At 49.6% G+C, this 22,252-nt stretch carries 21 protein-coding genes; 8 read left to right on the top strand and 13 right to left on the bottom strand.

What is annotated here, in order from left to right:
* Nucleotides 1-8: 8 nt before the first annotated feature.
* Together B5M13_RS14965 and B5M13_RS34645 are read left to right on the top strand one after the other, a co-directional pair.
* Nucleotides 9-1,499, top strand: a complete 1,491-nt coding sequence (locus B5M13_RS14965) for a glutamate synthase subunit beta (protein ID WP_080056444.1) — start codon at nucleotides 9-11, stop codon at nucleotides 1,497-1,499.
* 192 nt (nucleotides 1,500-1,691) lie between these two features.
* Nucleotides 1,692-1,793, top strand: coding sequence for a DUF4884 domain-containing protein (locus B5M13_RS34645; RefSeq protein ID WP_155297253.1), 102 nt, complete (start codon nucleotides 1,692-1,694; stop codon nucleotides 1,791-1,793).
* A 129-nt stretch (nucleotides 1,794-1,922) separates the two neighbouring features.
* Here B5M13_RS34645 and B5M13_RS14960 read toward each other — a convergent pair whose 3' ends face one another.
* Nucleotides 1,923-2,633: a DUF2461 domain-containing protein gene (locus tag B5M13_RS14960; RefSeq protein ID WP_080056443.1), complete on the bottom strand. Its 711-nt coding sequence runs from the start codon at nucleotides 2,631-2,633 to the stop codon at nucleotides 1,923-1,925.
* A 218-nt stretch (nucleotides 2,634-2,851) separates the two neighbouring features.
* Here B5M13_RS14960 and B5M13_RS14955 point away from each other — a divergent pair, with 218 nt between their 5' ends.
* Nucleotides 2,852-3,235 (top strand): DUF779 domain-containing protein, encoded by a 384-nt coding sequence (locus B5M13_RS14955; protein WP_080056442.1) that lies wholly within the window; start codon nucleotides 2,852-2,854, stop codon nucleotides 3,233-3,235.
* A 148-nt stretch (nucleotides 3,236-3,383) separates the two neighbouring features.
* Complete coding sequence (locus B5M13_RS14950) at nucleotides 3,384-3,818, top strand: DoxX family protein (RefSeq protein WP_080056441.1); 435 nt, start codon at nucleotides 3,384-3,386, stop codon at nucleotides 3,816-3,818.
* Between the two features lie 106 nt (nucleotides 3,819-3,924).
* Here B5M13_RS14950 and B5M13_RS14945 read toward each other — a convergent pair whose 3' ends face one another.
* From B5M13_RS14945 to B5M13_RS14925, 5 genes are all read right to left on the bottom strand, one after another.
* On the bottom strand, nucleotides 3,925-4,977 hold the full coding sequence (locus tag B5M13_RS14945; RefSeq protein ID WP_080056440.1) for a spore photoproduct lyase family protein: 1,053 nt from the start codon (nucleotides 4,975-4,977) through the stop codon (nucleotides 3,925-3,927).
* Between the two features lie 146 nt (nucleotides 4,978-5,123).
* On the bottom strand, nucleotides 5,124-5,942 hold the full coding sequence (locus B5M13_RS14940; protein ID WP_080056439.1) for an ATP-binding cassette domain-containing protein: 819 nt from the start codon (nucleotides 5,940-5,942) through the stop codon (nucleotides 5,124-5,126).
* Nucleotides 5,939-6,604: a molybdate ABC transporter permease subunit gene (modB, locus tag B5M13_RS14935; RefSeq protein ID WP_080056438.1), complete on the bottom strand. Its 666-nt coding sequence runs from the start codon at nucleotides 6,602-6,604 to the stop codon at nucleotides 5,939-5,941. Before modB ends, B5M13_RS14940 begins: the two co-directional genes overlap by 4 nt.
* 43 nt (nucleotides 6,605-6,647) lie before the next feature.
* Nucleotides 6,648-7,388 carry a molybdate ABC transporter substrate-binding protein gene (modA, locus tag B5M13_RS14930; protein WP_080056437.1) on the bottom strand — a complete coding sequence of 247 codons (741 nt, stop codon included), beginning with the start codon at nucleotides 7,386-7,388 and terminating at the stop codon, nucleotides 6,648-6,650.
* Between the two features lie 5 nt (nucleotides 7,389-7,393).
* Nucleotides 7,394-7,900 (bottom strand): molybdopterin-dependent oxidoreductase, encoded by a 507-nt coding sequence (locus B5M13_RS14925; RefSeq protein WP_080056436.1) that lies wholly within the window; start codon nucleotides 7,898-7,900, stop codon nucleotides 7,394-7,396.
* 162 nt (nucleotides 7,901-8,062) lie between these two features.
* Here B5M13_RS14925 and B5M13_RS14920 point away from each other — a divergent pair, with 162 nt between their 5' ends.
* The 3 genes from B5M13_RS14920 (at nucleotide 8,063) to B5M13_RS14910 (ending at nucleotide 11,097) form a co-directional block, all read left to right on the top strand.
* Nucleotides 8,063-8,626 carry a hypothetical protein gene (locus B5M13_RS14920; protein WP_080056435.1) on the top strand — a complete coding sequence of 188 codons (564 nt, stop codon included), beginning with the start codon at nucleotides 8,063-8,065 and terminating at the stop codon, nucleotides 8,624-8,626.
* Nucleotides 8,623-10,026, top strand: a complete 1,404-nt coding sequence (locus B5M13_RS14915) for a hypothetical protein (protein ID WP_080056434.1) — start codon at nucleotides 8,623-8,625, stop codon at nucleotides 10,024-10,026. The genes B5M13_RS14920 and B5M13_RS14915 overlap by 4 nt, the downstream gene beginning before the upstream one ends.
* A 108-nt stretch (nucleotides 10,027-10,134) precedes the next feature.
* Nucleotides 10,135-11,097, top strand: coding sequence for a DUF4886 domain-containing protein (locus tag B5M13_RS14910; RefSeq protein WP_080056433.1), 963 nt, complete (start codon nucleotides 10,135-10,137; stop codon nucleotides 11,095-11,097).
* Between the two features lie 11 nt (nucleotides 11,098-11,108).
* Here B5M13_RS14910 and B5M13_RS14905 read toward each other — a convergent pair whose 3' ends face one another.
* Nucleotides 11,109-13,772 (bottom strand): cation-translocating P-type ATPase, encoded by a 2,664-nt coding sequence (locus B5M13_RS14905; RefSeq protein ID WP_080056432.1) that lies wholly within the window; start codon nucleotides 13,770-13,772, stop codon nucleotides 11,109-11,111.
* Nucleotides 13,773-13,996: 224 nt separating this feature from the next.
* On the opposite strand from B5M13_RS14905, the gene B5M13_RS14900 reads away from it, so the two are divergent.
* Nucleotides 13,997-14,566: an antibiotic biosynthesis monooxygenase gene (locus tag B5M13_RS14900; protein ID WP_080056431.1), complete on the top strand. Its 570-nt coding sequence runs from the start codon at nucleotides 13,997-13,999 to the stop codon at nucleotides 14,564-14,566.
* A gap of 31 nt (nucleotides 14,567-14,597) precedes the next feature.
* Here B5M13_RS14900 and B5M13_RS14895 read toward each other — a convergent pair whose 3' ends face one another.
* From B5M13_RS14895 to B5M13_RS14870, 6 genes are all read right to left on the bottom strand, one after another.
* Nucleotides 14,598-15,878 carry a sensor histidine kinase gene (locus B5M13_RS14895; RefSeq protein WP_080056430.1) on the bottom strand — a complete coding sequence of 427 codons (1,281 nt, stop codon included), beginning with the start codon at nucleotides 15,876-15,878 and terminating at the stop codon, nucleotides 14,598-14,600.
* A 72-nt stretch (nucleotides 15,879-15,950) separates the two neighbouring features.
* The gene (locus tag B5M13_RS14890; protein WP_080059935.1) at nucleotides 15,951-17,324 is read right to left on the bottom strand and encodes a sigma-54-dependent transcriptional regulator; all 1,374 of its coding nucleotides are present in this window, start codon (nucleotides 17,322-17,324) and stop codon (nucleotides 15,951-15,953) included.
* A gap of 128 nt (nucleotides 17,325-17,452) precedes the next feature.
* A complete protein-coding gene (locus tag B5M13_RS14885) occupies nucleotides 17,453-18,607 on the bottom strand; it encodes an ABC transporter permease (protein WP_080059934.1) in 1,155 nt (384 codons plus the stop codon).
* 100 nt (nucleotides 18,608-18,707) lie between these two features.
* Entirely contained in the window at nucleotides 18,708-19,955 is a 1,248-nt protein-coding gene (locus B5M13_RS14880; protein WP_080056429.1) for an ABC transporter permease, read from the bottom strand.
* A gap of 106 nt (nucleotides 19,956-20,061) precedes the next feature.
* Nucleotides 20,062-20,724 (bottom strand): ABC transporter ATP-binding protein, encoded by a 663-nt coding sequence (locus B5M13_RS14875; protein WP_080056428.1) that lies wholly within the window; start codon nucleotides 20,722-20,724, stop codon nucleotides 20,062-20,064.
* 80 nt (nucleotides 20,725-20,804) lie between these two features.
* The gene (locus B5M13_RS14870; RefSeq protein WP_080056427.1) at nucleotides 20,805-22,250 is read right to left on the bottom strand and encodes a TolC family protein; all 1,446 of its coding nucleotides are present in this window, start codon (nucleotides 22,248-22,250) and stop codon (nucleotides 20,805-20,807) included.
* Between the last annotated feature and the right edge of the window lie 2 nt (nucleotides 22,251-22,252).

Here is a 22,252-nt window from a genome sequence, read left to right as displayed (position 1 = left end):
GAAGTAAAATGGGAAAACCTACCGGATTTTTAGAGTTTGCGCGTGAATTACCCAAAAAGCGCGCTGCACAGGATCGCATTCACGATTACAAGGAAATTGAAGTTCCTCATTCCGAACAGGATTCGCAGCGGCAGGCCGCTCGCTGTATGGATTGTGGCACGCCCTTTTGCCATAGCGGCTGTCCGCTGGGTAACATCATTCCCGAATTCAACGACGCAGTTTACGAGCAGAACTGGGCCTACGCCTACGAAATTTTAAGCTCAACCAACAATTTCCCGGAGTTTACAGGCCGTATCTGCCCTGCTCCATGCGAAGCGTCTTGTGTATTAGGCATTAACAAACCGCCCGTTGCTATCGAGTTCATTGAAAAGTCGATAGCCGAAGTTGCTTTTGAGCGTGGGTACATCACTCCCAAAGTACCCAAAGAACGGACGGGCAAACGGGTTGCCGTTGTTGGCTCTGGTCCTGCCGGTTTGGCAGCTGCCGCTCAGTTGAATAAAGCGGGTCATACAGTAACTGTTTTTGAACGCGCTGATCAGATTGGCGGGCTGTTACGATACGGCATCCCGGATTTCAAACTCGAAAAATGGACCATCGACCGTCGGTTGGCGGTTATGGAAGCCGAAGGAGTTACCTTCAAAACCAGTGTTGATGTAGGCGTTGACCTGAAAGCCAAAGACCTTCTGAACGACTTTGACCTGATCATGCTCACCGGTGGCTCAACCGTTCCGCGTGACCTCCCGATCAAAGGACGTGATCTGAAAGGTATTTACCCGGCGATGGAATTCCTGAGCCAGCAAAACAAACGGGTTGCTGGCCGCCCGGTCGAAGTGGACCACCGTGGTGTAAAATATGGTAATGGTGACCTCTTTGCCGCTGATAAAAATGTAGTGGTTATTGGCGGTGGCGATACAGGTTCCGACTGTGTCGGTACCTCAAACCGTCACGGCGCCAAAAGCGTTACGCAAATTGAGCTGATGCCGATGCCTCCGAAAGAGCGGGCCGAAAGCACGCCCTGGCCAAACTGGCCAATGATGCTGCGGACCAGTACCTCACATGAGGAAGGCTGCGACCGGCATTGGTCAATCAATACCAAAGAATTTATCGGTGACGAGAACGGAAACCTGAAAGCACTGCGTATTGTCGACCTGACCTGGAAAAATGAAAATGGTCGGATGCAAATGGTGGAACTGCCGGGTTCAGAGCGCGACATTCCCTGCGAACTGGCGTTGTTGGCGGCTGGCTTCCTGCACCCACAGCACAATGGTTTACTGGACGATCTCGGCCTTGAATACGATGAGCGTGGCAACGTAAAAGCGCAGAATTACCAGACAACGACAAACCCTAAAGTATTTGCGGCTGGTGATATGCGCCGTGGTCAATCTTTGGTGGTTTGGGCTATTTCTGAAGGCCGCGAAGCGGCTCGGTATGCCGACCTATACCTCATGGGTGACACTCAACTCGAAGCGAAAGCAGTATCACTCATTGCTGTTGAGTAAAGTAGAACCTATACAAATTAAAAAAGGCTCGCCAGTTTAGTGGTGAGCCTTTTTTATAAACACTTAATCAATATTTCGTTGACTATTCATCGGCCGCGTTTAGATTCATGCGAAAACTAAACCGCTAAGCTTTCGCTGATTTGCTGTTGTCAGATCAGCTCAAACTTCTTTTCCTGCCTGGCTCCCGCCCAGATGCATCTACAGCGAAGTAATCCAAACAGTAAAGTTGAATTGCTTTTTAATGTTGATGGCTGTAAGGTCTATCGCTTCTACGACCGCCAGCAACCCCGCTAGTTCACAAAATGCCAGAATGGTTCCAGTTCCGTGGGCTGGCTGGAATCCTGTGGGAAAAACTGTACGTACTATGCCGAAAACGTTACCAGTTACCCCAAAAACGGTATTTTCCTGAAACCCTGAAACGGCTTATAACGTAATTGACTCTTCTTTCTCGTCGTAGAACAGATAATTCAGCAGATCGCAGTAGGGTTTGATGATGCGGCATCCCTTTACAATTTCATCGACGAAATTCGGTTTCAGCACTTCTTTATCGGTATAGCGATGCATAAAGAACAACTCTTTTCGGCGCAATAGATCGATTTCGGGGTGATCGGCCGGGTAGCCTTTCGGCATTACTTTTAGCGTTTCGCCGTGCGCTTCGGGAAAGTAGGCTTTGAATTCATCGGCTTCGATGATGTCTTTTAGTTCCTGGGCATTATAATCAACTTCCTGCCGAAATTTAGCCAGATTGGCCGGGGTTGGCTGCCACATGCCCGCCCCTAGAAACGACTGGTTATCAGGCTGGATATGCACATAATAATCGATACGGCCCGAATGTCGTCCACCAGGCCCAATGGCAAACGCCAGATTCGATTTGTAGGGAGCTTTGTCCTTTGAAAAGCGGATGTCGCGGTTGATTCGAAATATACAATCTTTGGCCGACGTATTAGCCAGTGGTTCAAATGGACTCAGCTCTGCCAGAACCCGCTCGGTAACGCCCACCAGCTCTGCTTTAGCCGCATCATAGCGGCTACGGTTTGCCTGAAACCAGTCCCGATTGTTGTTTTGAACGAGTTCACGCATGAACTCTAGTGTAGCCGTTGTAAACGTAGATTTTGAAGCCGATTGTTTTGCCATAACTCCCCAAAGGTACAATAGAACACTGGTTTTTGTGATAGTTATAGCAGATTATGTTTTACTTAAAACACATTGATACGTCTTGATTTATCAATCAAGTTGACGGTCCATATCTACCTGTTTTTCGTATTGATAGGATTATGCATGTATTTAAGAGAATACTACTGGCATTTTTGTAAGATACCGGCAAAATTTGTTGCAAATCTTAGCGCAACCTCATGAATCGTATAGACTGTACAGCGGCTGCGGCCCAAGTTATAGACAAGTTAAGAGCCCAACACGGCCCACTTATGTTTCACCAGAGCGGTGGCTGTTGTGATGGTTCCTCGCCCATGTGCTACCCGGTTGGTGATTTTATTATCGGTTCGTCGGACGTTTGGCTAGGTCAGATTCATGAGTGTGACTTCTGGATGTCGCAGGATCAGTTCGAATACTGGCAGCATACCCACCTGACCATCGATGTGACACCTGGCCGTGGCGCCAGTTTTTCATTGGAAATTCCACTGGGTGTCCGGTTCATGATTCGCTCGCGTCTGTTCGAACCTAATGAGATGCCCCACCTCACACCAGTACAAATCGGCCCCTTTGAAGAAATACGTTAAGATTTATTCATGACGAACGATCTACTTCCAGCCACAAAGTAAAATTAGATTAAACCGCCAAAAAATATAATTAATAGACTGTCAATCAACTTGCTTTAACGGTATTCTATCTGTAGATTCGATTGAGATTCACTAACCGCTTACAGATATGAACCTACTAACGCGCATCGAACACTGGGGCGACACGCATCACCCCGCCTGGACCGACGCCCTACGGATTATGCTGGGCATTATCCTGATTCTGAAGGGAATCAGTTTCATTAGTGACACTGCGTATCTGAACCAATTGGTCGGAGGAGTTCATTTTGGGCTTTTTCCGGTTATGGCCGTTCATTATGTTGCCTTTGCGCATCTGATGGGGGGATTCCTGATTATGCTGGGGTGTTTAACCCGTCTGATGTGCATCCTTCAACTGCCCATTCTAGTTGCGGCCGTTTTCTTCGTAAACATCCGTCAGGGATTTTCGCCCCTGAATTCGGAGCTGTGGTTATCGCTTATGGTATTGGGCCTTTTACTGACATTTACGGTTCTGGGCTCCGGACGTTTTTCGATGGACGAGTACGTCAAACAACATGCTCACTGATTCTGAACCGGGATTTATGTGATTTTACTGACCGAATTTGATTGTTCTAAAAGCCTTCGAAGAAGGCCTAATCAAAGTTAGTCAGTGAAATCACATAAATCCCGGTTCAGAATATATACCGGATCTGGCACCAAGGGATTTCTTCCTGAACGAGCCGCTCAAAAATCTCGATCATTTTACGCTTTAACTGATGCTGGTATCGAATATTCCAGCCGCCAAACTGGCTTACCTTACTCTCCTGTAATTCAGGCACCCACAGCAGTTCTTCAGCTTTGGGATTGATAGCCAGATTAGCTTGATGCTGCCACTGGTTATGGGTTAGAAAAATCACCTCGCATTTAAGCTGTTGGCGAACTTCTGGCCGTAGGGCAGCATCTAACTGACGGAATAAATCGCGGTAATCGTTTCGCCAGGCTTTTCGGTCGCCATCGGGTCCGGTATAGACGATAACCGGCGAAAAATTGACGTGTACTTCATAACCGGCATCATAAAAATCATTGATAGCCGCCAGTCGTTTCTCTATACTATCGGTACGTACATCGACCAGTTTACTCACGTGAGCTGGCATTAAACTGAACCGTATCCTCACTTTTCGTTCAGGATCGAAATTTAGCATATCCCGATTCACATACTTCGTCGCAAACGTTGCCTTGGCGCGAGGGTGCGTCCGATAAAAATCAAATACCTGCCGAATGCCATCCGTTAAACCGTAGTCAACCGAAATATCCGAATTACAGCCAATATCGTAGGTATAAAACTGGTCATCAGTCTGGTTAGGCACTTTAGGCCAGGGCAGCGTACTAATCTGCTCATTGACCGTGGCTATGTTTTCCTCAACATTGGTGAAAAGCGTAATCGGATTCACCGTTTTATGACGATCTACATAGCAGTAGGTACACCCGCCAAAACAGCCGTTTGCCAAACTCGGGGCAATGTAATCAGCACTTCGACCGCTCCATTTAATGTCCTGGGTTTTCAGCCGCCCCAAGACCAGTACATTCGATTTAACCTTGAAATGATTCAGGCCCAGATCAGGTAACCGATTATGCTGCTTTACTTCCAGTGCCTCAGCTTCGGGAAATTTTGCCAGCACAGCTTCGCCCCGACTGTTAAGGGCATCGGCAGTATATAAGATTAGCGACGGTTTGAAATCGGGCATGAAGATACGTTGAGGGTATATACATTAAACGCTTTCAGAAGTTGCTAAGTTCACTACCAAAGAATCGGCAACACGCTAACTATCAGAAGGTTAATACAAGAATTTATTCTTAAAAACAGACTTCCCGACTTCCTGCCGGTATTGATCTAGATGGAGCGATTAACCAGTATAAGATCCCCAGCCCGCCGTTGCCCCCAGGCTGGATTAGTTGATCGAAGTTGGGAGGTGGCCGTCTGAATAATCCATTGCCTGTGCTCCTCCTGATATAAGATGTGCGTTATAGGTTCCACAATAGGCGGTAATTCATCATTGAGGCATTGCTCATCCCGCTCTACCTGACCCTGTACGATCTGAATGAGTCGATTGGCCAATACCCGTGTATCCTGCGTATGATGACTAACTAGTAGCGTTGTAGTTTTCCAAAGCTTATGAAGTTCTAACAGGACCTGCCGGAGCGTCTGACTGGACTGTGAATCGAGAGCGGCAAAGGGTTCATCGAGCAAAAGTACATGTGGTCGCCGAACCAGGGCACGAGCTAGTGCCACCCGCTGCCGTTGCCCGCCCGACAACAGAGCTGGCTTCTGATTCATAAACGCACGGAGCCCGGTTATATCGATCAATTGATTCACAAAGTCCTGATCTCCATTCGGGGCTGCAAACAGAATGGCTTCCTGTACGGTCATGTTTGGGAAAAGAGCCGTGTCTTGAAACACATAGCCAATGGACCGTTTTTGTGGAGGAAGGTTAACTCGTTGCTGCGTATCCAGCCAAACTCGACCATCAACAGCAATCCGTCCGTTATGAGGAATTTCCAAACCAGCAAGCAGTCGAAGTAAGGTAGTCTTGCCAGCGCCCGAAGGCCCGGTTAACACTGTTAGACTACCTGATTCTAAGGCAATTCGTACTTTTAACTCACCAGGCCCTTCGGTAAACAAACGCGGCATCGTTAGGTCGATTTCGATCATACAGTTACCCGTTTATTTACGAAATAGACCAGTAATAAAATAGCAAACGATAGCGCTAACAACAGCGCAGCATACGCGTGGGCCGTTTGGAAATGCAGTAACTCGACCTCATCATAAATGGCTATCGACGCAACGCGCGTTTGACCCGGTAGGTTGCCGCCAATCATCAGGACAAGCCCAAACTCCCCTATTGTATGAGCAAAGGTCAGAACGATTCCTGTCAGTAAGGCGGGTTTACAATTAGGCAATAGCACTCGCCACAACGTCCGGCTCGGTGACTGACCCAGTGTGTAGGCCGCTTCGCGCCAGGATACAGGCAGATTTTCGAGTCCAGCCTGAATTGGGTGCACCATAAACGGCAAACTATAAAGCAGCGAGGCTACGACCAGGCCTTCGAACGAAAAAACAAGTTGTAGGTTCAGGTGATGCAGTAACCAGGCCCCGAACCCACTCGTCGGGCTAAAGGCCAGCAATAAATAAAAACCAACGACAGACGGTGGCAATACCAGTGGTAGGCTGATGATGGATTCTACCACTGGCTTAAGCCGGAACTGGCTCAAAGCCAGCCAACTGGCCAGCGGCACACCAATCAGCAACAGCAATAGGGTCGTGATGCTGGCAAGGCGTAACGTCAGCCATATAGGTTCCCAATCGATGGGCATAGGAGAACAGAAGAAAATGCCGTAATCAAAAAGAGACTGTTCGTTACGGCTTTAATTGATAACCAAATTTCTGCAAAATACGTCGGGCATCCGGGCTACGCAAAAATACCAGAAACTGCTCGGCGGCTTTTGGCTGTGATGTTCGTTTCAGAACCACTACCCCCTGAGCGATAGGCGCATACCCCGTTTGTGGCAAATCGACCCAGTGGCCCCGTTTGGCAAGGGTTGGATCAAGCACGACCGATTTAGCCGTAAACCCAACTTCAGCCGCTCCCGACAGGATGTATTGATTTACCTGCGAAATGCTCTCCCCATAAACGATTTTGGCCTGTACGGCAACCAGCAGTTTTTTCGCTTTCAGAAAGCCAATAGCGGCTTCGCCGTAGGGCGCTGTAGCCGGATTCGCGATGGCTATATGGCGCACTGAAGGATCAGATAATACGTTCAGGTTGGCGGACACCGGTAGTTCGCCCATAGTCCAGAGCACTAGTGAGCCATACGCATACACAACCGGAGCCGCTGTGGTCAAGCCTGCTTTGTGGAGCGTTTGGGGATATGTCATATCGGCTGATAGAAACACATCGTACGGCGCCCCCTGCTGAATCTGGGTGGTTAGTTTACCTGATGAGCTAACAATCGTTTCGACCGTAACGCCCGTTTTTTTCTGAAAAGCGGTCTTCAGTTCTTCCATGACAAACTGAGCATTAGCTGCCACGGCTACCCGAAGTGGCTGAGCCCGAAGAAAAAGTGGGCACAGCAAAAGAAACAATACGAGTTTTTTCATTTAAGTCAGTTCGCAACCTTTACCTCAAGCCTTTTCACCTGCCGAACCCAGCGGGCCATTTTTTTCTCGCCTGGTACAACGATCCGGTAGGGGCCGACGTCCTTACTTAAGGGCTCCCCATCGACACGATCGACCAATAGAATAGACCGACTAACAAATTCCGGGTCGAGTTCGGGCAGAGCAAATACGACTTCATAGTCATCAGCCGCTTTGACGATCACATATTTTCGCAGGTTTTTCCCTCGTAATTGCCCACCTAAGGTAACGCCTGCCTGCCTGAGCAGTTCCGACACAGGTACTCCCGAATACTGATGCTCCTTTTCGTCGTGGTCTTTAGCCGTTACGGTTGTATGCCACATCGCCTGTAAATCAGTCGCCTGCCAGGCTAACGGCTTCGTAACGTCGCCGGAGATTGTCAGAACGGTTTGAGCCTGACTACTGAGGCATACAATAACCAGTACTGCGGCAGCCAGCATCTTACCCATGCTGTTTCGTAAACGTAGCTGATTCATTCGGCTTGTTTATCAATCGCTATATTCACACAAATATAACGATTGTTTTGGTAGGATTCGGGGCACTGTGTCAATTTTGGCGTTTAACTTAGCCAAACAAAGTTCCCCATCGCATTCTAGGCGCTGGTGTCGGGTTCATAAAGCAGTTATGTATTTCGGGTAATGAGTCAAAAAAGTCGTTATTACTGGCAAATCCAATTTGTCTACCTGGCAGGTAGCTGTCTGTGTTTGGCCCTGCTGCTCTGGCTTCCGAAAAATCAGGAATGGCTCACGTCGACCGTGGAGCGATTTTATGACCAACGACAGCGGTTGGCCGGTCAGACTAGTCTTTCGACACGGCTACAGGAAGGGTATGGCGATGCCTATACGTTTACGTTACTGATCCAGCAGCGCTGCGGACCAGACGATTATTTTCTAATTCCACCCCAGCAGTACCTAATCCGTAATGCCTGGCCACAGGGGAAAGAAACGGGGTATGTCTGGCTCTATCCAAGTGTGCTGTATTATCACCTGGGCAAATCGGTTCACCTGATTGATATGACCGCTCCGGACTCGTTACTCCAGCGGGCGACTCACACCTTTTGGGCCTACGACAAAAAACTTTTTTTACTGACTTTCAAGCCTCACAATCGGCCACTGGTTATCAGCGAGTTTCGCAAATACGATCCGCATTTCTTCGCCTACACGCCCGATCAGGCTCGTCGATATTATCATTCTAAACCATGAGTTTTTCCATTTTTTTCTTACTCATCGCGCAGTTTCTCATTGGTTTCGGAGTGATAACTCGCCTACGCCCAGTCGCCAACGGGTATAGTCTACTAGGGCTGTCCATGCTTATGGGTTTAGGGATCAGTTCGGGTTTGCCGTTTGTACTGGAATTTCTCCACCTACCCATTGCCCGAGCCCCCGTATTTATCGGGCTGGTTCTACTAGCCTGTCTGTTGCTCATAGAGGCACGACATCGTGGGGCCTATCTGCGAAGCCTATTCACCCGATCAAAGCTTACGATTCGGTTAGGCGAGTTACCGTTTCTGGTGTTCTGGGGATACCTCCTGTTTATCAGCGCCTGGAAATGCGCCTGGTACCCCAACCTTCCGTTCGATACCATCGTGGGGCCCGACCTGGTAGCTACGTTTGCCGTTAAAGAACATACCCTCGTATCATCCGTTTTTACCAGTCACCTGCCGTCGGTATCGGTGTACAGCAACCAGCCTTTTTACGCCCCGTTTACGGCGATGCAACAAGTTCTGTACCTATTGGCAGCGGATGGCGTTGGCCCATATGCGTTCGGAAAAATCTGGCTTACCGTACTGGTCATTTCATTTGGGCTGTTTATGTATGCCGAGTTACGAACGCAGATCCATCCCTTGCTGGCGGGTTTGCTCATCACCCTGCTCGCCTGTAGCCCCGAATTATTTGCCTATACCTTTCTTGTACAGACCGACTGGGCCAATGCAGCTTTCTTTGTGGCAGGGGTTATGCTTTTACAAACGTATCTGAATGATCAACAGCGAGGGGCTTTTACCGCAGGTATGCTTTTCCTGGCGCTGGCCTGCTGGACACGTACCGAAACGATTCTCTTTATCCCGATCGGCTCCCTACTGATCGTTAGCCAAACATTATCTGCCCGTAAAATACTGGCGATACGTGACGCAGCGCTCCTCCTGCTAGCCTGCTCGATTCCAGTGTTATTCTGGAACTACGGCTTTCTACGGGGCTACGTTCCATTACCTCCCCACACCCATTTGGGTAGCGTTCATACCGCACCAGCTCCCTATGTTGGAAACCTGCTGGCCATCTATCAAAGTATGAACGAGCAGGTTGTTTTTCACGATACGTACTGGAACTATGCCGTTTATGCCTTTTTCACCATCACATTGCTGAACCTGCTCTTCTTTCGGGACACACGAGGGCTTTCTACTTTATTCTGGATTTTCGGCATGTATATCCTTTTCGGCCTGCTTATCCTGCATGTCGACGGTGCCAATATTCCCTATACATTCCGGCGTGGATTTTTCAAACTTCTCCTGCTCATGTACGTCTATTTAGGGTCGAGTTCATTGTTTCAACGGTTGTCGGGTTGGTTGTATCACTGGGAAGAACGATCGCTAAAACCAGCACACTAATCGGTGCTGGAATTCCAGTTTTTCGGACAATGTTCATTGATTTGTTGCATCAACACGGGTAGAGAAACCATAAAACCGGTTTACTATACACTTACTGGCTCCTCACGTATGACTTCACTCAATCGGTACGGCACATCCGTTTTCATTGTTTTTATCTTTTTTCTATGCGTCAATACGGCCTTATCACAATCACGGGATGGGAACCGTAGCGAAAAGCCACTACGCTTATTCATGATCGGTAACAGTTTTTCACAGAATGCATCGAAGTACCTGCCCGAATTAAGTAAAGAAGGCGGTCATACGCTTATCATCGGTCGGGCAGAACTGGGTGGAGCACCGTTGCAACGGCATTGGGAACACGCGGAGGCCGCTGAGCGAGACCCTGGTGATCCGAACGGCAAACCGTATGGCGGCAAATCGCTGAAAATGCTGTTGGCGGACGGAACTTGGGATGTAATCACGATTCAGCAAGCTTCAATCCTCTCAGGCGATGTAACCACCTATCAACCCTACGCTCGAAAGCTGTACGACTACGTTAAACAACTACAACCCAACGCAGCGGTTGTTTTTCATCAAACCTGGGCCTACCGATCCGATTCGAAGGACTTTAGCCGCATTGCCAAAGGTGACTCTGCGAAAAATGCCCGGCAGATGTGGGAAAAATCGAGAGCGGCCTATCACACCGTTGCCGACGAACTGGGTATTTCCATCATCCCAAATGGTGATGCATTCTGGCAAATCAGTTCCAGCAAAAAATGGGGGTATCATCCCGACAATACGTTCAATGCTTCTCTGGCCCAGCCGTCCACTCTGCCCAACCAAACGCACTCATTGCATGTGGGCTATAGCTGGGACAATGGCAAGCTGTCGTTTGATTCGCACCATGCCAATGCGGCTGGCTGCTACCTCGGCGGACTGGTCTGGTATGGCTTTCTGTTTGGTGAATCACCCGTCGGCCTGACCTTCACTCCTGCCGAAGTCGACAAAGATTTTGCCCGCCAACTTCGAAAAACGGCCTGGTCAACCGTCAAGAAAGAAGGTCGGAAGTACAGGAACCCTTTGGTTCACTGAAACGCTTTGACTCATTTCATAGCGCTGCCAATAAGCCGCACAAGCTGGATCAATATGACAGGAACAATCCCAGACGCCAGAATCAAGCCGAATTCGGTGGTAGTCATGGGCTGAATATTGAGTACAACGTGCAGCACCGGTACGAAATAGGTGAATGCCAGAATGGCCAGACAAAGTATCAGGGCGTACCAGATATAGCGATTTCGCGTGATCTCGTTGACAAAAAACGACCGCTCAGAATGCAGATTGAACACATGCATGAGTTGCGCAAACGATAAGGCATAAAACGTCAGATTGTTGCCTTCATCCGGATTCAAGCCCAACAGCCGGGTCCCGATCACGTACGTTCCGAGCACCGCAGCCGTCATTGCCAGGGCATACAGAACCAAAGTCCGCCAGTCGCGGGTGTCCATAATGGGTGTTTTCGGATCACGGGGAGGCCGCTCCATCAGGCTGGCATTTTCGCGACCAACACCCAGTGCCAACGCCGGAAAAACGTCGGTTACGATGTTGATAAACAGAATTTGTAACGGCAATAAGGGCGTTCCGACATTCAGGAAACCGGCAAACGTAACCACGAATATTTCGCTCAGGTTACACGACAGCAGAAACAGCACGAATTTGCGGATATTCTCAAAAATTACCCGTCCCTGTGCGATAGCGGCCACAATTGACGAAAAGGAATCATCTTTCAGCACCATATCGGCGGTTTCGGCGGCAACCTGTGTACCCCGCAACCCCATCGCAATGCCAATGTCAGATTTCTTGAGAGCGGGGGCATCGTTCACGCCATCGCCTGTCATGCCTACAATATGGCCCTTTTGCTGATACAACTCGATCATATCGAGTTTCTGCGCTGGACTAACGCGGGCAAACACCCGGCAGTTAAGCAGTTTTTCGGTTTCGTCGGCCGTAAGCTGGTCAATTGGTTTGAGATCTTTTCCGGTCAGAACGATTTCTTCGCCGGGTTCGATCAATTTCACTTTCGAGGCAATCGTGAGGGCTGTGGCAGGATGGTCGCCGGTAACCATAATCACCTTGATGCCCGCTCGCCGACACGATTCGAGCGAAGGGGTCACCTCGGTTCGGGGTGGGTCCAGAAAGCCGATCAGCCCCAGATACGTCAGGTCATCATCCGCAAAATCATCGCCGGGTACAGCCGTTTTATCAGTATCGCGATAGGCAAAAGCCAGTGTACGTAGCCCCTCTGCCGCCATCTTTTCCGAAAGCTCGTACTGCGCTTTTCGGGTGTTTTCGTCAATGGCTATTGAGCGTTTTAGAATTTCTTCAGCGGCCCCTTTCACAGCAATCACGAATCGGCTTTCGTGCTCGTGTAGCGTGCCCATGATGCGGGTATCGGAACTGAACGCTTTTTCGGCCCTGCGTGGATAATCCCGGTTGATTTCGTCAGGATTCTGGCCAGCCGCCATCGCAAATTTCAGTAGGGACACTTCCACCGGATCGCCCACTTCCCTGGCTTCTCCATCCACAATATCATAGTCGGCATTGTTGCAAAGCACACTGACCAATACCAGCTTCTTAAACACGTCCGACTCCACAATATCGTTGTTGCCCGATAGAATCTGAAGCGTTTGGGCTCCGCCCTGTACTTCAGCCGACAGGTCAGGCAACTGTATGGTGTTGACCTCAATGCGATTCTGGGTCAGTGTGCCGGTTTTATCCGTAAATATCACGTTTGTCCCGCCCAGCGTTTCGACCGCCGACAACCGTTTGACGATGACTTTCTTGGTAGCCAGTCGAAGCATACCATAAGCCAGTGCAATGGTAGCTACCACCGACATGCCTTCAGGAATAGCAGCAATCGCCAAAGCCAGTGCCGTTTCGATAAGCCGGAGGGGTTCTTCTTCGCGAATCAGACCGACAATTAAAAACAACGTAGCCAACCCTACCGTCACCCAGATCAGTACGTTGGCCAGTGCGTCCAGCTTTTCTTCGAGCGGTGTGGCCGACCGTTTAGCCTCTTCGACCATCGTGGCAATTTTCCCTAACTCAGTCTGCTGGCCAATACCTGTTACGATGGCCCGCCCATTTCCGGCCGTTACCGCTGTCCCTTTGAACAGCCGATTGAGCTGGTCGCCCAATGGTGCGTCTTCGGTCGATCGCTCTGTACGTTTATCAACGGGTAGCGACTCTCCCGTCAGTGCCGATTCATCGACCTGCAACTGATTGACCTGAAACAGATTCGCATCGGCAGCCACCAAATCTCCCGCTTCAACTACCAATATATCGCCAAGAGTTACGTCTTCGGAAGCAATTTCGCGCACACGCCCATCCCGCAACACCCGGGCTGGCGTGCTATCCAGCTTTCGGAGCGCGTCCATCGACTGCCGGGCGTTCCATTCCAGCACAAAACCCGTCACGGCATTGATCAATAGTACTGCCAGTATCGCAATGCCCTCGACGGTATCGCCCAGAAAAAAGGAGATCCCAGCCGCCACCACCAGTATGTAGACAATCACACCCGTAAATTGGCGCAGCAGAATCGTCAATGCGCTTTCCCGCTTGGCTTCCTGCAGGGCATTAGGTCCAAATTCGTCCAGTCGGGCGTGGGCTTCTTCGGCCGACAACCCCTTTCTGGAGTCGGTGGCTAAGTCCTGGAAAAGTTTATTAACTTCAACCAAATGAGGCTGATCGGGAATGGTAAGGTTTGGCATAACTGAGCATTTGGAACGGAGCAGCAAAGTACCATTTTAACCTCGTTTTAATATCATCACACTCGCCTTTCCTCGATTCGTTATGCGCAACCCTAAGAAAACCCTATTGGACAAATAAGCCTACGTTCATTATTACTCTACCGACTATGAATAGGTGGCCTACGGCTTATTTAGCTTATTTTTAAGTACAAAGTCAAAAGTGATTCACGAAAAAGTGTTCTGTCATGTCATCCGGTATACCCATCGAACTAGATAGCGCTGTTACAACCATTATTATTCAACGCCCTAACAAACATCAGGTGGAGGCTTATGAGAACTGGCTACGAGAGATTGTACCGCTGGCTCAGTCAGCACCAGGCCATCGGGGTGTAAATATCATCCGACCACACGGCACGAGTGATGAATACACCATTGTACTACACTTTTCGTCGGAAACGAATTTGCGCAACTGGCTGGACAGTGATACCCGCCGACGGCTAATTGAGCAGGTACGACCTCTGCTCAACATGGACGAAACGATCGAAGTCAAAACGGGGCTGGAATTCTGGTTCACGCCACCTAAGCCCAGTGGCAAAACGGCTCCCTCTTACAAACAATTTCTGATTACTGTGTCGGCAATTTACCCGCTTTCGATGGTTGTTCCGTGGCTTCTTTCGCCTGTTTTTTCAGCAGTCCCTTTTTTGTCAATACTATCGGTCAGAGCCTTGTTAACCAGCGCCGTCATTGTTGGGTTGATGACGTTCGTTATTATGCCTCGCTACGTCCGACTGGTAGCAAAATGGCTTTTTCGATAAACATATGCATTCGCAAAAAACTGACTATCAATCAGGGAAACTCAATCATGAACTCGGTCCAGCCGTCGGGTTTGGTCTGGAGAGAGAATTGGACATGGTGATTCAGGAGAATTTCGCGGCTTACAGTCAGGCCGATTCCCTGCCCATCGGGTTTGGTGCTAAAAAACGGATTGAACAGATTAGTTGCTGCCGATTCGGGAATCGGGTGGCCGTTATCGCGAATCAGTAAAGCATTAGCCGCTCCAAGTACTTCGACCTGATCGCCTGGCTTACAGGCTTCCAGGGCATTTTTAATAATATTCACCAATACCTGTTCAAGCTGTTCAACATCCACTGATCGGGTGTTCGTCCCCTCTGCTTTGAAGGTAAGACTGACCTGTTTTTCTTCGGCCTGCTGTTGCATCAGCCGCACAACATTTCGGGCAATGTCATTGACATCGGCAGACTGGCGCTGGGGTTGAGGAAGTCGGACCACATCGGCAAACCGACGCATAAAGTGGTTCAGGCGGTCGTTTCGTTCCACGGCCACACGCAAGGCATGCTGTACATCCGGTTCATCGACATACGACTGAGTAACCCCCAGGATAGAGTTCACCGCGCCAATGGAGTTGTTTACTTCGTGCGCCATCATCCGAATCACCTTGCTATAGGCGCTTTTTTCGGTTGCCAGAATCTCCGGCGTTAACTCTTCAATAATCAGGAACGAACGTCGGAACCCCCGATCCATAAAATTCGACCGTTGTACTTTGTAGGTTTCGATCCCGTTGGGCTTCATTACGCGTGAGTCGCCATCGGTCATGTCGGCCATTTGGGCCAGCAACGAGAATCCGATCTGATCCAGTGGTTTGCCTACCACGTCGTCGGGCTGTACCGACAGCAATTGGCAGGCTCTCGGATTGATGGACGCAATCTGCCCGTCGAAATCGAATATCAGGATGGCAATCGGAGCCGCTTCGATCAGCTTTTCCAGAAAAAACTGCTGCTCGATCTGCCGGGTACGCTCCTGACGAAGCTGGTCGATCATCAGGTTATACACAGTTATGAGTTCATCCACTTCCCGATTTCCGGTCGGTACGAATTTGACCGTAAAATCCTTATCCCGAATGGCTTCTATTCCTGACGCAATAAATTCGGACGGCTGCTGAAACTGGCGGTAGATGCTGACGGCCATATAGATAGACAGCAACAGTCCCAGCTCACTGGCGATAAACAGGGGCTTATTCTGCTGTAAAACCAGGAACAACAGTCCACCAATGGCCAGATGAACAACAATGATATACAGCAAGTATCGGGTTCGAAAGCTAATGTGCATAGGGCAGGGTGCGTGGTGCTGGGAGCGAGGTGCAGGGAGGAAGTCACCTCGCTCCCAGCACCACGCACCACGCTAATCTTCAGCGTACGGAATACCAAATTTCTCCAATCGGCGGTAGAGTGCAAAACGGGTAATGCCCAACGCCCGCGCTACTTTCGCTACCCGGTTCTGGTGAAAGGCCATTGCCCGCTGAATCATCTGGTATTCCATTTCTTCCAGGGTCATCGTGCCAACATCGGGCAGAGAGCGAGGTGCCAGATGCTGGGCGCTGGTCATTTGGGGGAGGTTGCGTTCGAAATCGTCGGGTTGTAGCTCGTCGTTGGGTGAAAGCAGAACGGTCCGCTCCACCACATTTTTAAGCTGACGAATATTGCCCGGCAACGGCAGGTTTTTGAGCCACTTCTGAGCGGTAACGCTTACCATCAAATCGGGCCGATTATAAATGATTTTCAGGTTATTGACAAAGTAATTGACCAGTAACGGAATGTCGCCGGGACGTTCCCGCAGGGCAGGCAGTCGAACGGTAATCAGGTTGATACGGTAAAACAGGTCTTCGCGAAATTGTCCTTTGCTAACCATCTCTTCCAGATTTCGGTTGGTGGCGCAGATAACCCGTACATCGACCGTTCGGGATTTACTGCTCCCCAGCGGCTCAAATGTACGGTCCTGCAATACCCGCAGCAACTTCACCTGACTGGCCGGGTCGAGATCGCCAATTTCGTCCAGAAAAATCGACCCCTTGTTAGCCAGTTCAAACCGGCCAACGCGGTCTGCTTTAGCATCGGTGAATGCCCCCCGCACATGCCCAAAGAGTTCACTCTCAAAAAGCGTCGACGAAATACCGCCCAGGTTGACTTTTACAAATGCCTGCCGCTTCCGGCGACTATTTTGGTGAATAGCTTCGGCAATCAGTTCTTTACCTGTTCCACTTTCGCCCGTAATCAAAACGGGCGCATCGGTTGGCGCTACCCGTCCAATGGTTGTCAGAATATCCAGCAGGTTAGGGTCCTCCCCAACGATATTCTCAAACTGAAACTGTTGGTCGAGTTTACGTCGGTTGGGTGAAGCTGGAGCCGTCTGGGCCAGATTCAATGCCGTCCGCACCGACTGGACAAGGTGGTCGTTTTGCCAGGGCTTCGTGATAAAGTCTTTAGCGCCTGCCTTCATGCCTTCTACAGCCAGATCGATACTCCCCCAGCCCGTTATCAGAATCACCGGCACATTAGGCAACCGCTCCCGAATCCGGCGTAGCAACCGCAGTCCGTCATCGCCCGACGTATCGACGGAGAAATTCATGTCCAGCAGAATGGCTTCAGGTGTTTCCTGATCCAAGACCTCAAACGTCTCGAACGGCCCATCAGCCAGCCTAACTGGAAAGCCTTCTTTCCGAAATAGGAGCGAAAGAGACGTTTGAATAGCTATATCGTCGTCGATGATGAGCAGCATGATGGTAAAAATCTGTAGAGACGACATACCTGGCGTCTCCCGACCGTATGGCGTTTGCAGCCGTTTTTTAAAGATTTAAGGGCGACGACCCCGTTGCTGATGCAAAAGAGACGCAAGGTATTGCGTCTCTACTCTTCATGCAAGGCCACAGCGGGTTGAATTAAGGCTGCCTGACGGCTGGGAAATAAGGCGCAGATTGTTACAATACCGTAAATGACGGCGATGGCGATCAGGATGGCCGAAATATATACTCCAGCCTGTAAATCGAACACATTCAAAATCGGAAACTGAGCCGCAAAGAGCAAACCAATGAGCATAGCAAAGGTAGCCAATACCCAGATTTCACCGATGAACTGCGACGCAATCCCACTGCCCGTAGCCCCAATGGCCCGACGTAAGCCAATTTCGCCCCGTCGTTTGGCGATGCTCAGGTTCAGGACACCGAATAATCCCAACGCTACATTGATCAGCAAAAACCCGGATATAATAGACGCAATGATAACAGGCACCAGCACCAGGTTATGTTGATTCTTTCGGGAATCGGTCAGATAGTCGACCTCCACGCTCCAGCCTTTCACCATCGTAGCAATATCCTTTACCACTTTAGCTTCGAATACGGCATCGGTTCCCGGCTTCACCCTAATCAGCATGGTGTTGTTCCAGGAATCCTTCGCGTTTACTAATTCAAAGTAGGCGGGTTTATTTGACATAAATTCGCCTTTGGCTTTGAAATTATCAACGACCCCCACCACCTTAAGCCGTTCGCCAACCACTTTACCCAGCGCATTTTCGTCGCCAAAAAGCCCTTCTTTTGCCTTCTGATTGATAACGATGGGCCAATATTTACCCACGCTATCTGTATGCCGATACCACTTACCCGCTACAACGGGCATTTCGAGTGTTTTGGCAAAATTTTCATCGGTCACGTAATGATCAGCCAGTACATTACGCTTGTTGTATTCGATACCATTATTCATTTGGTTGGCTGAAAATGGAAAATTACTGCTCATGCGCGAAACCGATTCCACTTCCGGGTAAGCGTTTAATCGCTGGGCAATCCGCTGGACTTTATCAGCCAGCTCGGTCGTATCCTGATTCGTATTCAGGCCAATTGCCCAAACCCGTTCGTACGAAAAGCCCAGCGGTTCGCGGTAATTGCCAACGTTCACAACGATCAGCGTGGCCAGACCAAATAACACCATAAACGAAGCCCAGATTTCGACAATCAGCAGCATATGGGTCTTCTTCTTATTCCAGATGAGTTTAAAGAGATGTTGTAGCATCATGATAAAGGGTGAAAGAGTGAATGAGCGAAAGAGCGGATGGGTGAAAAATAATGGATAGCGAACAGTTCGCTCTTTCACTCATTCACTCTTTCGCTCTTTAAGATTTTAGTGCTTCGGCAATGGTAAGTTTCGACATGCGCAGGGCGGGGAGTACGCCCGACAGGAAACCGAAAATCAGACAAACCAGAATACTGATTAGAAAGACGCTCAGGTTAATAGTCAGATCGGCGTAGGCAATCCAGCCGCTGCTATTGATGAAATAAATCACGATGCTAGTCAGCAAGAGGGCAATGGCTCCGCCTATGAACGTAATGAAAATATTCTCGATGATAAACTGCCAGACCAGTGTGCGAACGGGTGCCCCGAAGGCCTTACGGATGCCAATTTCAGAACCCCGTTCCATGATGCGGCTAACGTTCACATTGACCAGGTTGATGGCCGGTAAGCCCAGCAGCATAAACAGAACAAAGAAGAGAATGCCGAAAAAAACAGTCTTCAGTCCAGGGCCTGCATCCAGTATCGTTCCGATGAAGTTCTCAGCATATGGTTCCGCTTTAATTTCTACAGTATGATACTTCCACCCATTTTCGACCCCTGGCAGGGGAATCGTACTGACCCGACTCTGAAACTCTTCCTGGATAGCCGGAATATCCGATTTCTGTTTGGCCAATATGACACTGACAAAGCCTCCCCGCATGCCGCTCTGCTGGTAATTACTCTTGGGAGCCGTGTACGGAAAATACACATCGGCATAAGAAAACGGACGTGTCACCGGGCTACCTTTCACAACACCGATGATTTTGTAATTAATGCTTTCAATATCGATTGTTTTTCCAATGACCGACTCCTCCGAATTGTCAAAATACTGCTTTTTCAGATCATCGTTGATCACGACTACATACTCACCATTGGCAATATTCTGCTCATTGTAAGGTTTCCCTTCGAGAAAATCGAAGTCCATAATGCGCCAGAAATCAGCATCCGTGAATTTGGTATTGAGCTTGATTTTCTGCGAGCCCACGTACGCATTAGAGCTATTGACGAACGAACAGATGGTTACTCGTTCGGGTGTTTTCAGCGTTTTAACAAAGTTAGTCAGGAATTTGAAGCTCATAGGCCCCGTACTCCGCCCCGAACTAGCCGAATCGCGTTGTACCACCTGCATGATGTAGGCCGACCGATCCCGCTTCGTTTCGGGGTAATGGCTTCCGAAAATATGGTCGAGAAACGAAGTCAGCACCATCAGCACCGTCAGGGTCAGACTGATACCGAAGAGCGTAATGAAGGTATAAAACGGATGCCGGAGCAAAACCTTCCAGGCGATTTTTATGTAGTTTGTTAGCATGATTAAAGAGCGAAAGAGTGAATGAGTGAAAGAGCGGAGGGCAGAGTGAGGAGGAAAATTGTGAACCGTTACTTGGCGCTCTTTCACTCATTCACTCTTTCGCTCTTTACAGTACTTGCGTTCCGTCGAAGAGTCGTACCAGCCGATGAGTGCGTTTGGCCATTTGTTCATCGTGCGTAACCATCACAATGGTAGCTCCATCGCTGTTGAGTTGCTGGAGAATATTCATGATTTCGTTCCCCATCGCACTGTCGAGGTTACCCGTTGGCTCATCGGCCAGAATGATATCAGGATTTCCGACGATGGCACGGGCAATGGCCACACGCTGTTTCTGCCCACCCGACAATTGCTTGGGAAAATGCTTCATCCGGTTGCTTAAGCCCACCTTCATCAGAGCATCTTTTGCGTATTCCTGACGGGGGCGCCCGTTGGCCGAACGATACAACAGTGGGATCTCTACGTTGTCGAGTACCGACAAATCGTTGATCAGGTGAAAGCTCTGAAAAATGAAGCCAATCTTCTGATTCCGAAGCTGTGCCAGTTCTTTATCACGGTACTGCGTAACAGCCTGTCCATCAATCTCGACGGTTCCATTTGAGGGTTCATCCAGCAGGCCCATCACGTTCAGGAGCGTACTTTTTCCACAACCCGACGGCCCCATGATGGAGACAAACTCGCCTTTTCGGATATTCAGGTTGATGTTGTTCAGTGCCAGCGTCTCGATGGTGCTGGTGCGGTACACTTTTTCGATGTTTTGGAGGTGTATCATTGGCTAGGGGCATGGTGCTGGGGGCATGGGGATAAGAGTTGTAATTAAATCACTCTATACCCCTACCCCTTTGACCGATGCTAGTTTATTTTCTGGTTTGTTTCAAAATCGTATAAGGTCAATAAACGCAGGGTGTAATGCGCCTGCCAGAAATCGCGCAGGGCGATAATGGCATCCCGACGGGCGCGGTCTTTTTCCTGCGTGGCAATACTTAAATCGGTCACACTCAGATCACTGAGTCGAAAACGATCCTGCGCAATCTGGTAGCGGTTCTGCCCAATCTGGTCGGCCTGCGCCGTGAGCGTTACCTGCTGCCGAAGCATCTGGAGGAGCGTCACCTGCGTAAAAATTTCCTGTTCAAACGTCAGCTTATCCTGCTCCACCGTCTGCTGGGTCAGTTCACGATTCGCTTTTGCGGTTTCGACCGTCGCCTGTGCCCGGCCCCAGGTCATAATGGGTAGGGTAAACTGCAACGAAATGTATTCGCGGTTCTGGGGTTTCACATAAATATCGCCCAGATTTGGCCCCTGGTTCGACAACCCATATCCTGCCGTTAACAAGGCATTCAGGCCGTTATTTTTGCGGGCCTTGTCCAGGTCACGGTCGGCTTCTAGTTGCCGTCGACGGAAAGCAATGGCAGCCGACCGGTTGGCCGTGGCTTCATCGAGTGCCCGCTTCACATCGACATTCAGTACAGGCAGTTGACTTGGTATAACCAGTTCGAATGGACGATCATCACGCGCCCCAATAAACGTTTTGAGTTTTAGCGACGCTACTGCCGCCGTCTGCTGAGCCGAAGCCAGGTCTTTTTCGGCACTGAGCACACTCATTTTCAACTGCAACAGGTCGTTCTGCGAAATCCGGCCCAGATCCAGTTTATGCAGCGCAATTCGGTACAGGGTATCGTTGTTGGCCCGGTTCGTTTCTGCTATTTGCAGATTGACCTGAGCCACCAGCAAATCAAAATACAGGGTCGTGGCCGATAATGAAACCTGCTCTAGATTTTCGATAAGCTGCTGATTCCCTTCGGCATACAGCAACGGCTGAATCCGACGATCCCAACGCATGACATTGAACTGAAATAGTGGCTGGGTCAGCCCAATACCAAACGGGACACCATTATAGAGGGTATTGTTCTGGATAAAATTATCGAATCGCTGGATCTGTTTCTGGATAAAAATAGTCCCACCCGTAGGGGCAATCGTCTGGCTAAGCGATAAATTCAGCGTCGAGTTGTTGTACGAAACAGGTTCAAATCGAATATTCCCATCGGGCTGCACTACCTGAACATACGAGCGTGTGAAATTCGGCAAGGTTCCGTCCAGGCTAAGCTGGGGTTTGAACTGGGCCAGAAACGAGCGATACGACCAGACATTGGTCCGCTGCTGCGTAGCGGCCCGTTTCGACGCTACCGACTGCCCGTGCGCCAGTTGCAACACCTCGTTCAGCGTCATCACCTGCGCCTGTCCGAAGGTTTGCCCCACCATTGCCAGTAAGCCGAAAAGAAGGATGTAGAGACGGTTCATGA

The sequence above is a fragment of the Spirosoma aerolatum genome (assembly GCF_002056795.1).
In the GTDB taxonomy this organism is placed as follows: domain Bacteria; phylum Bacteroidota; class Bacteroidia; order Cytophagales; family Spirosomataceae; genus Spirosoma; species Spirosoma aerolatum.
The sequence above is the reverse complement of the archived record's forward strand: the minus strand, read 5'-3'. Positions and strand labels throughout refer to the sequence as shown.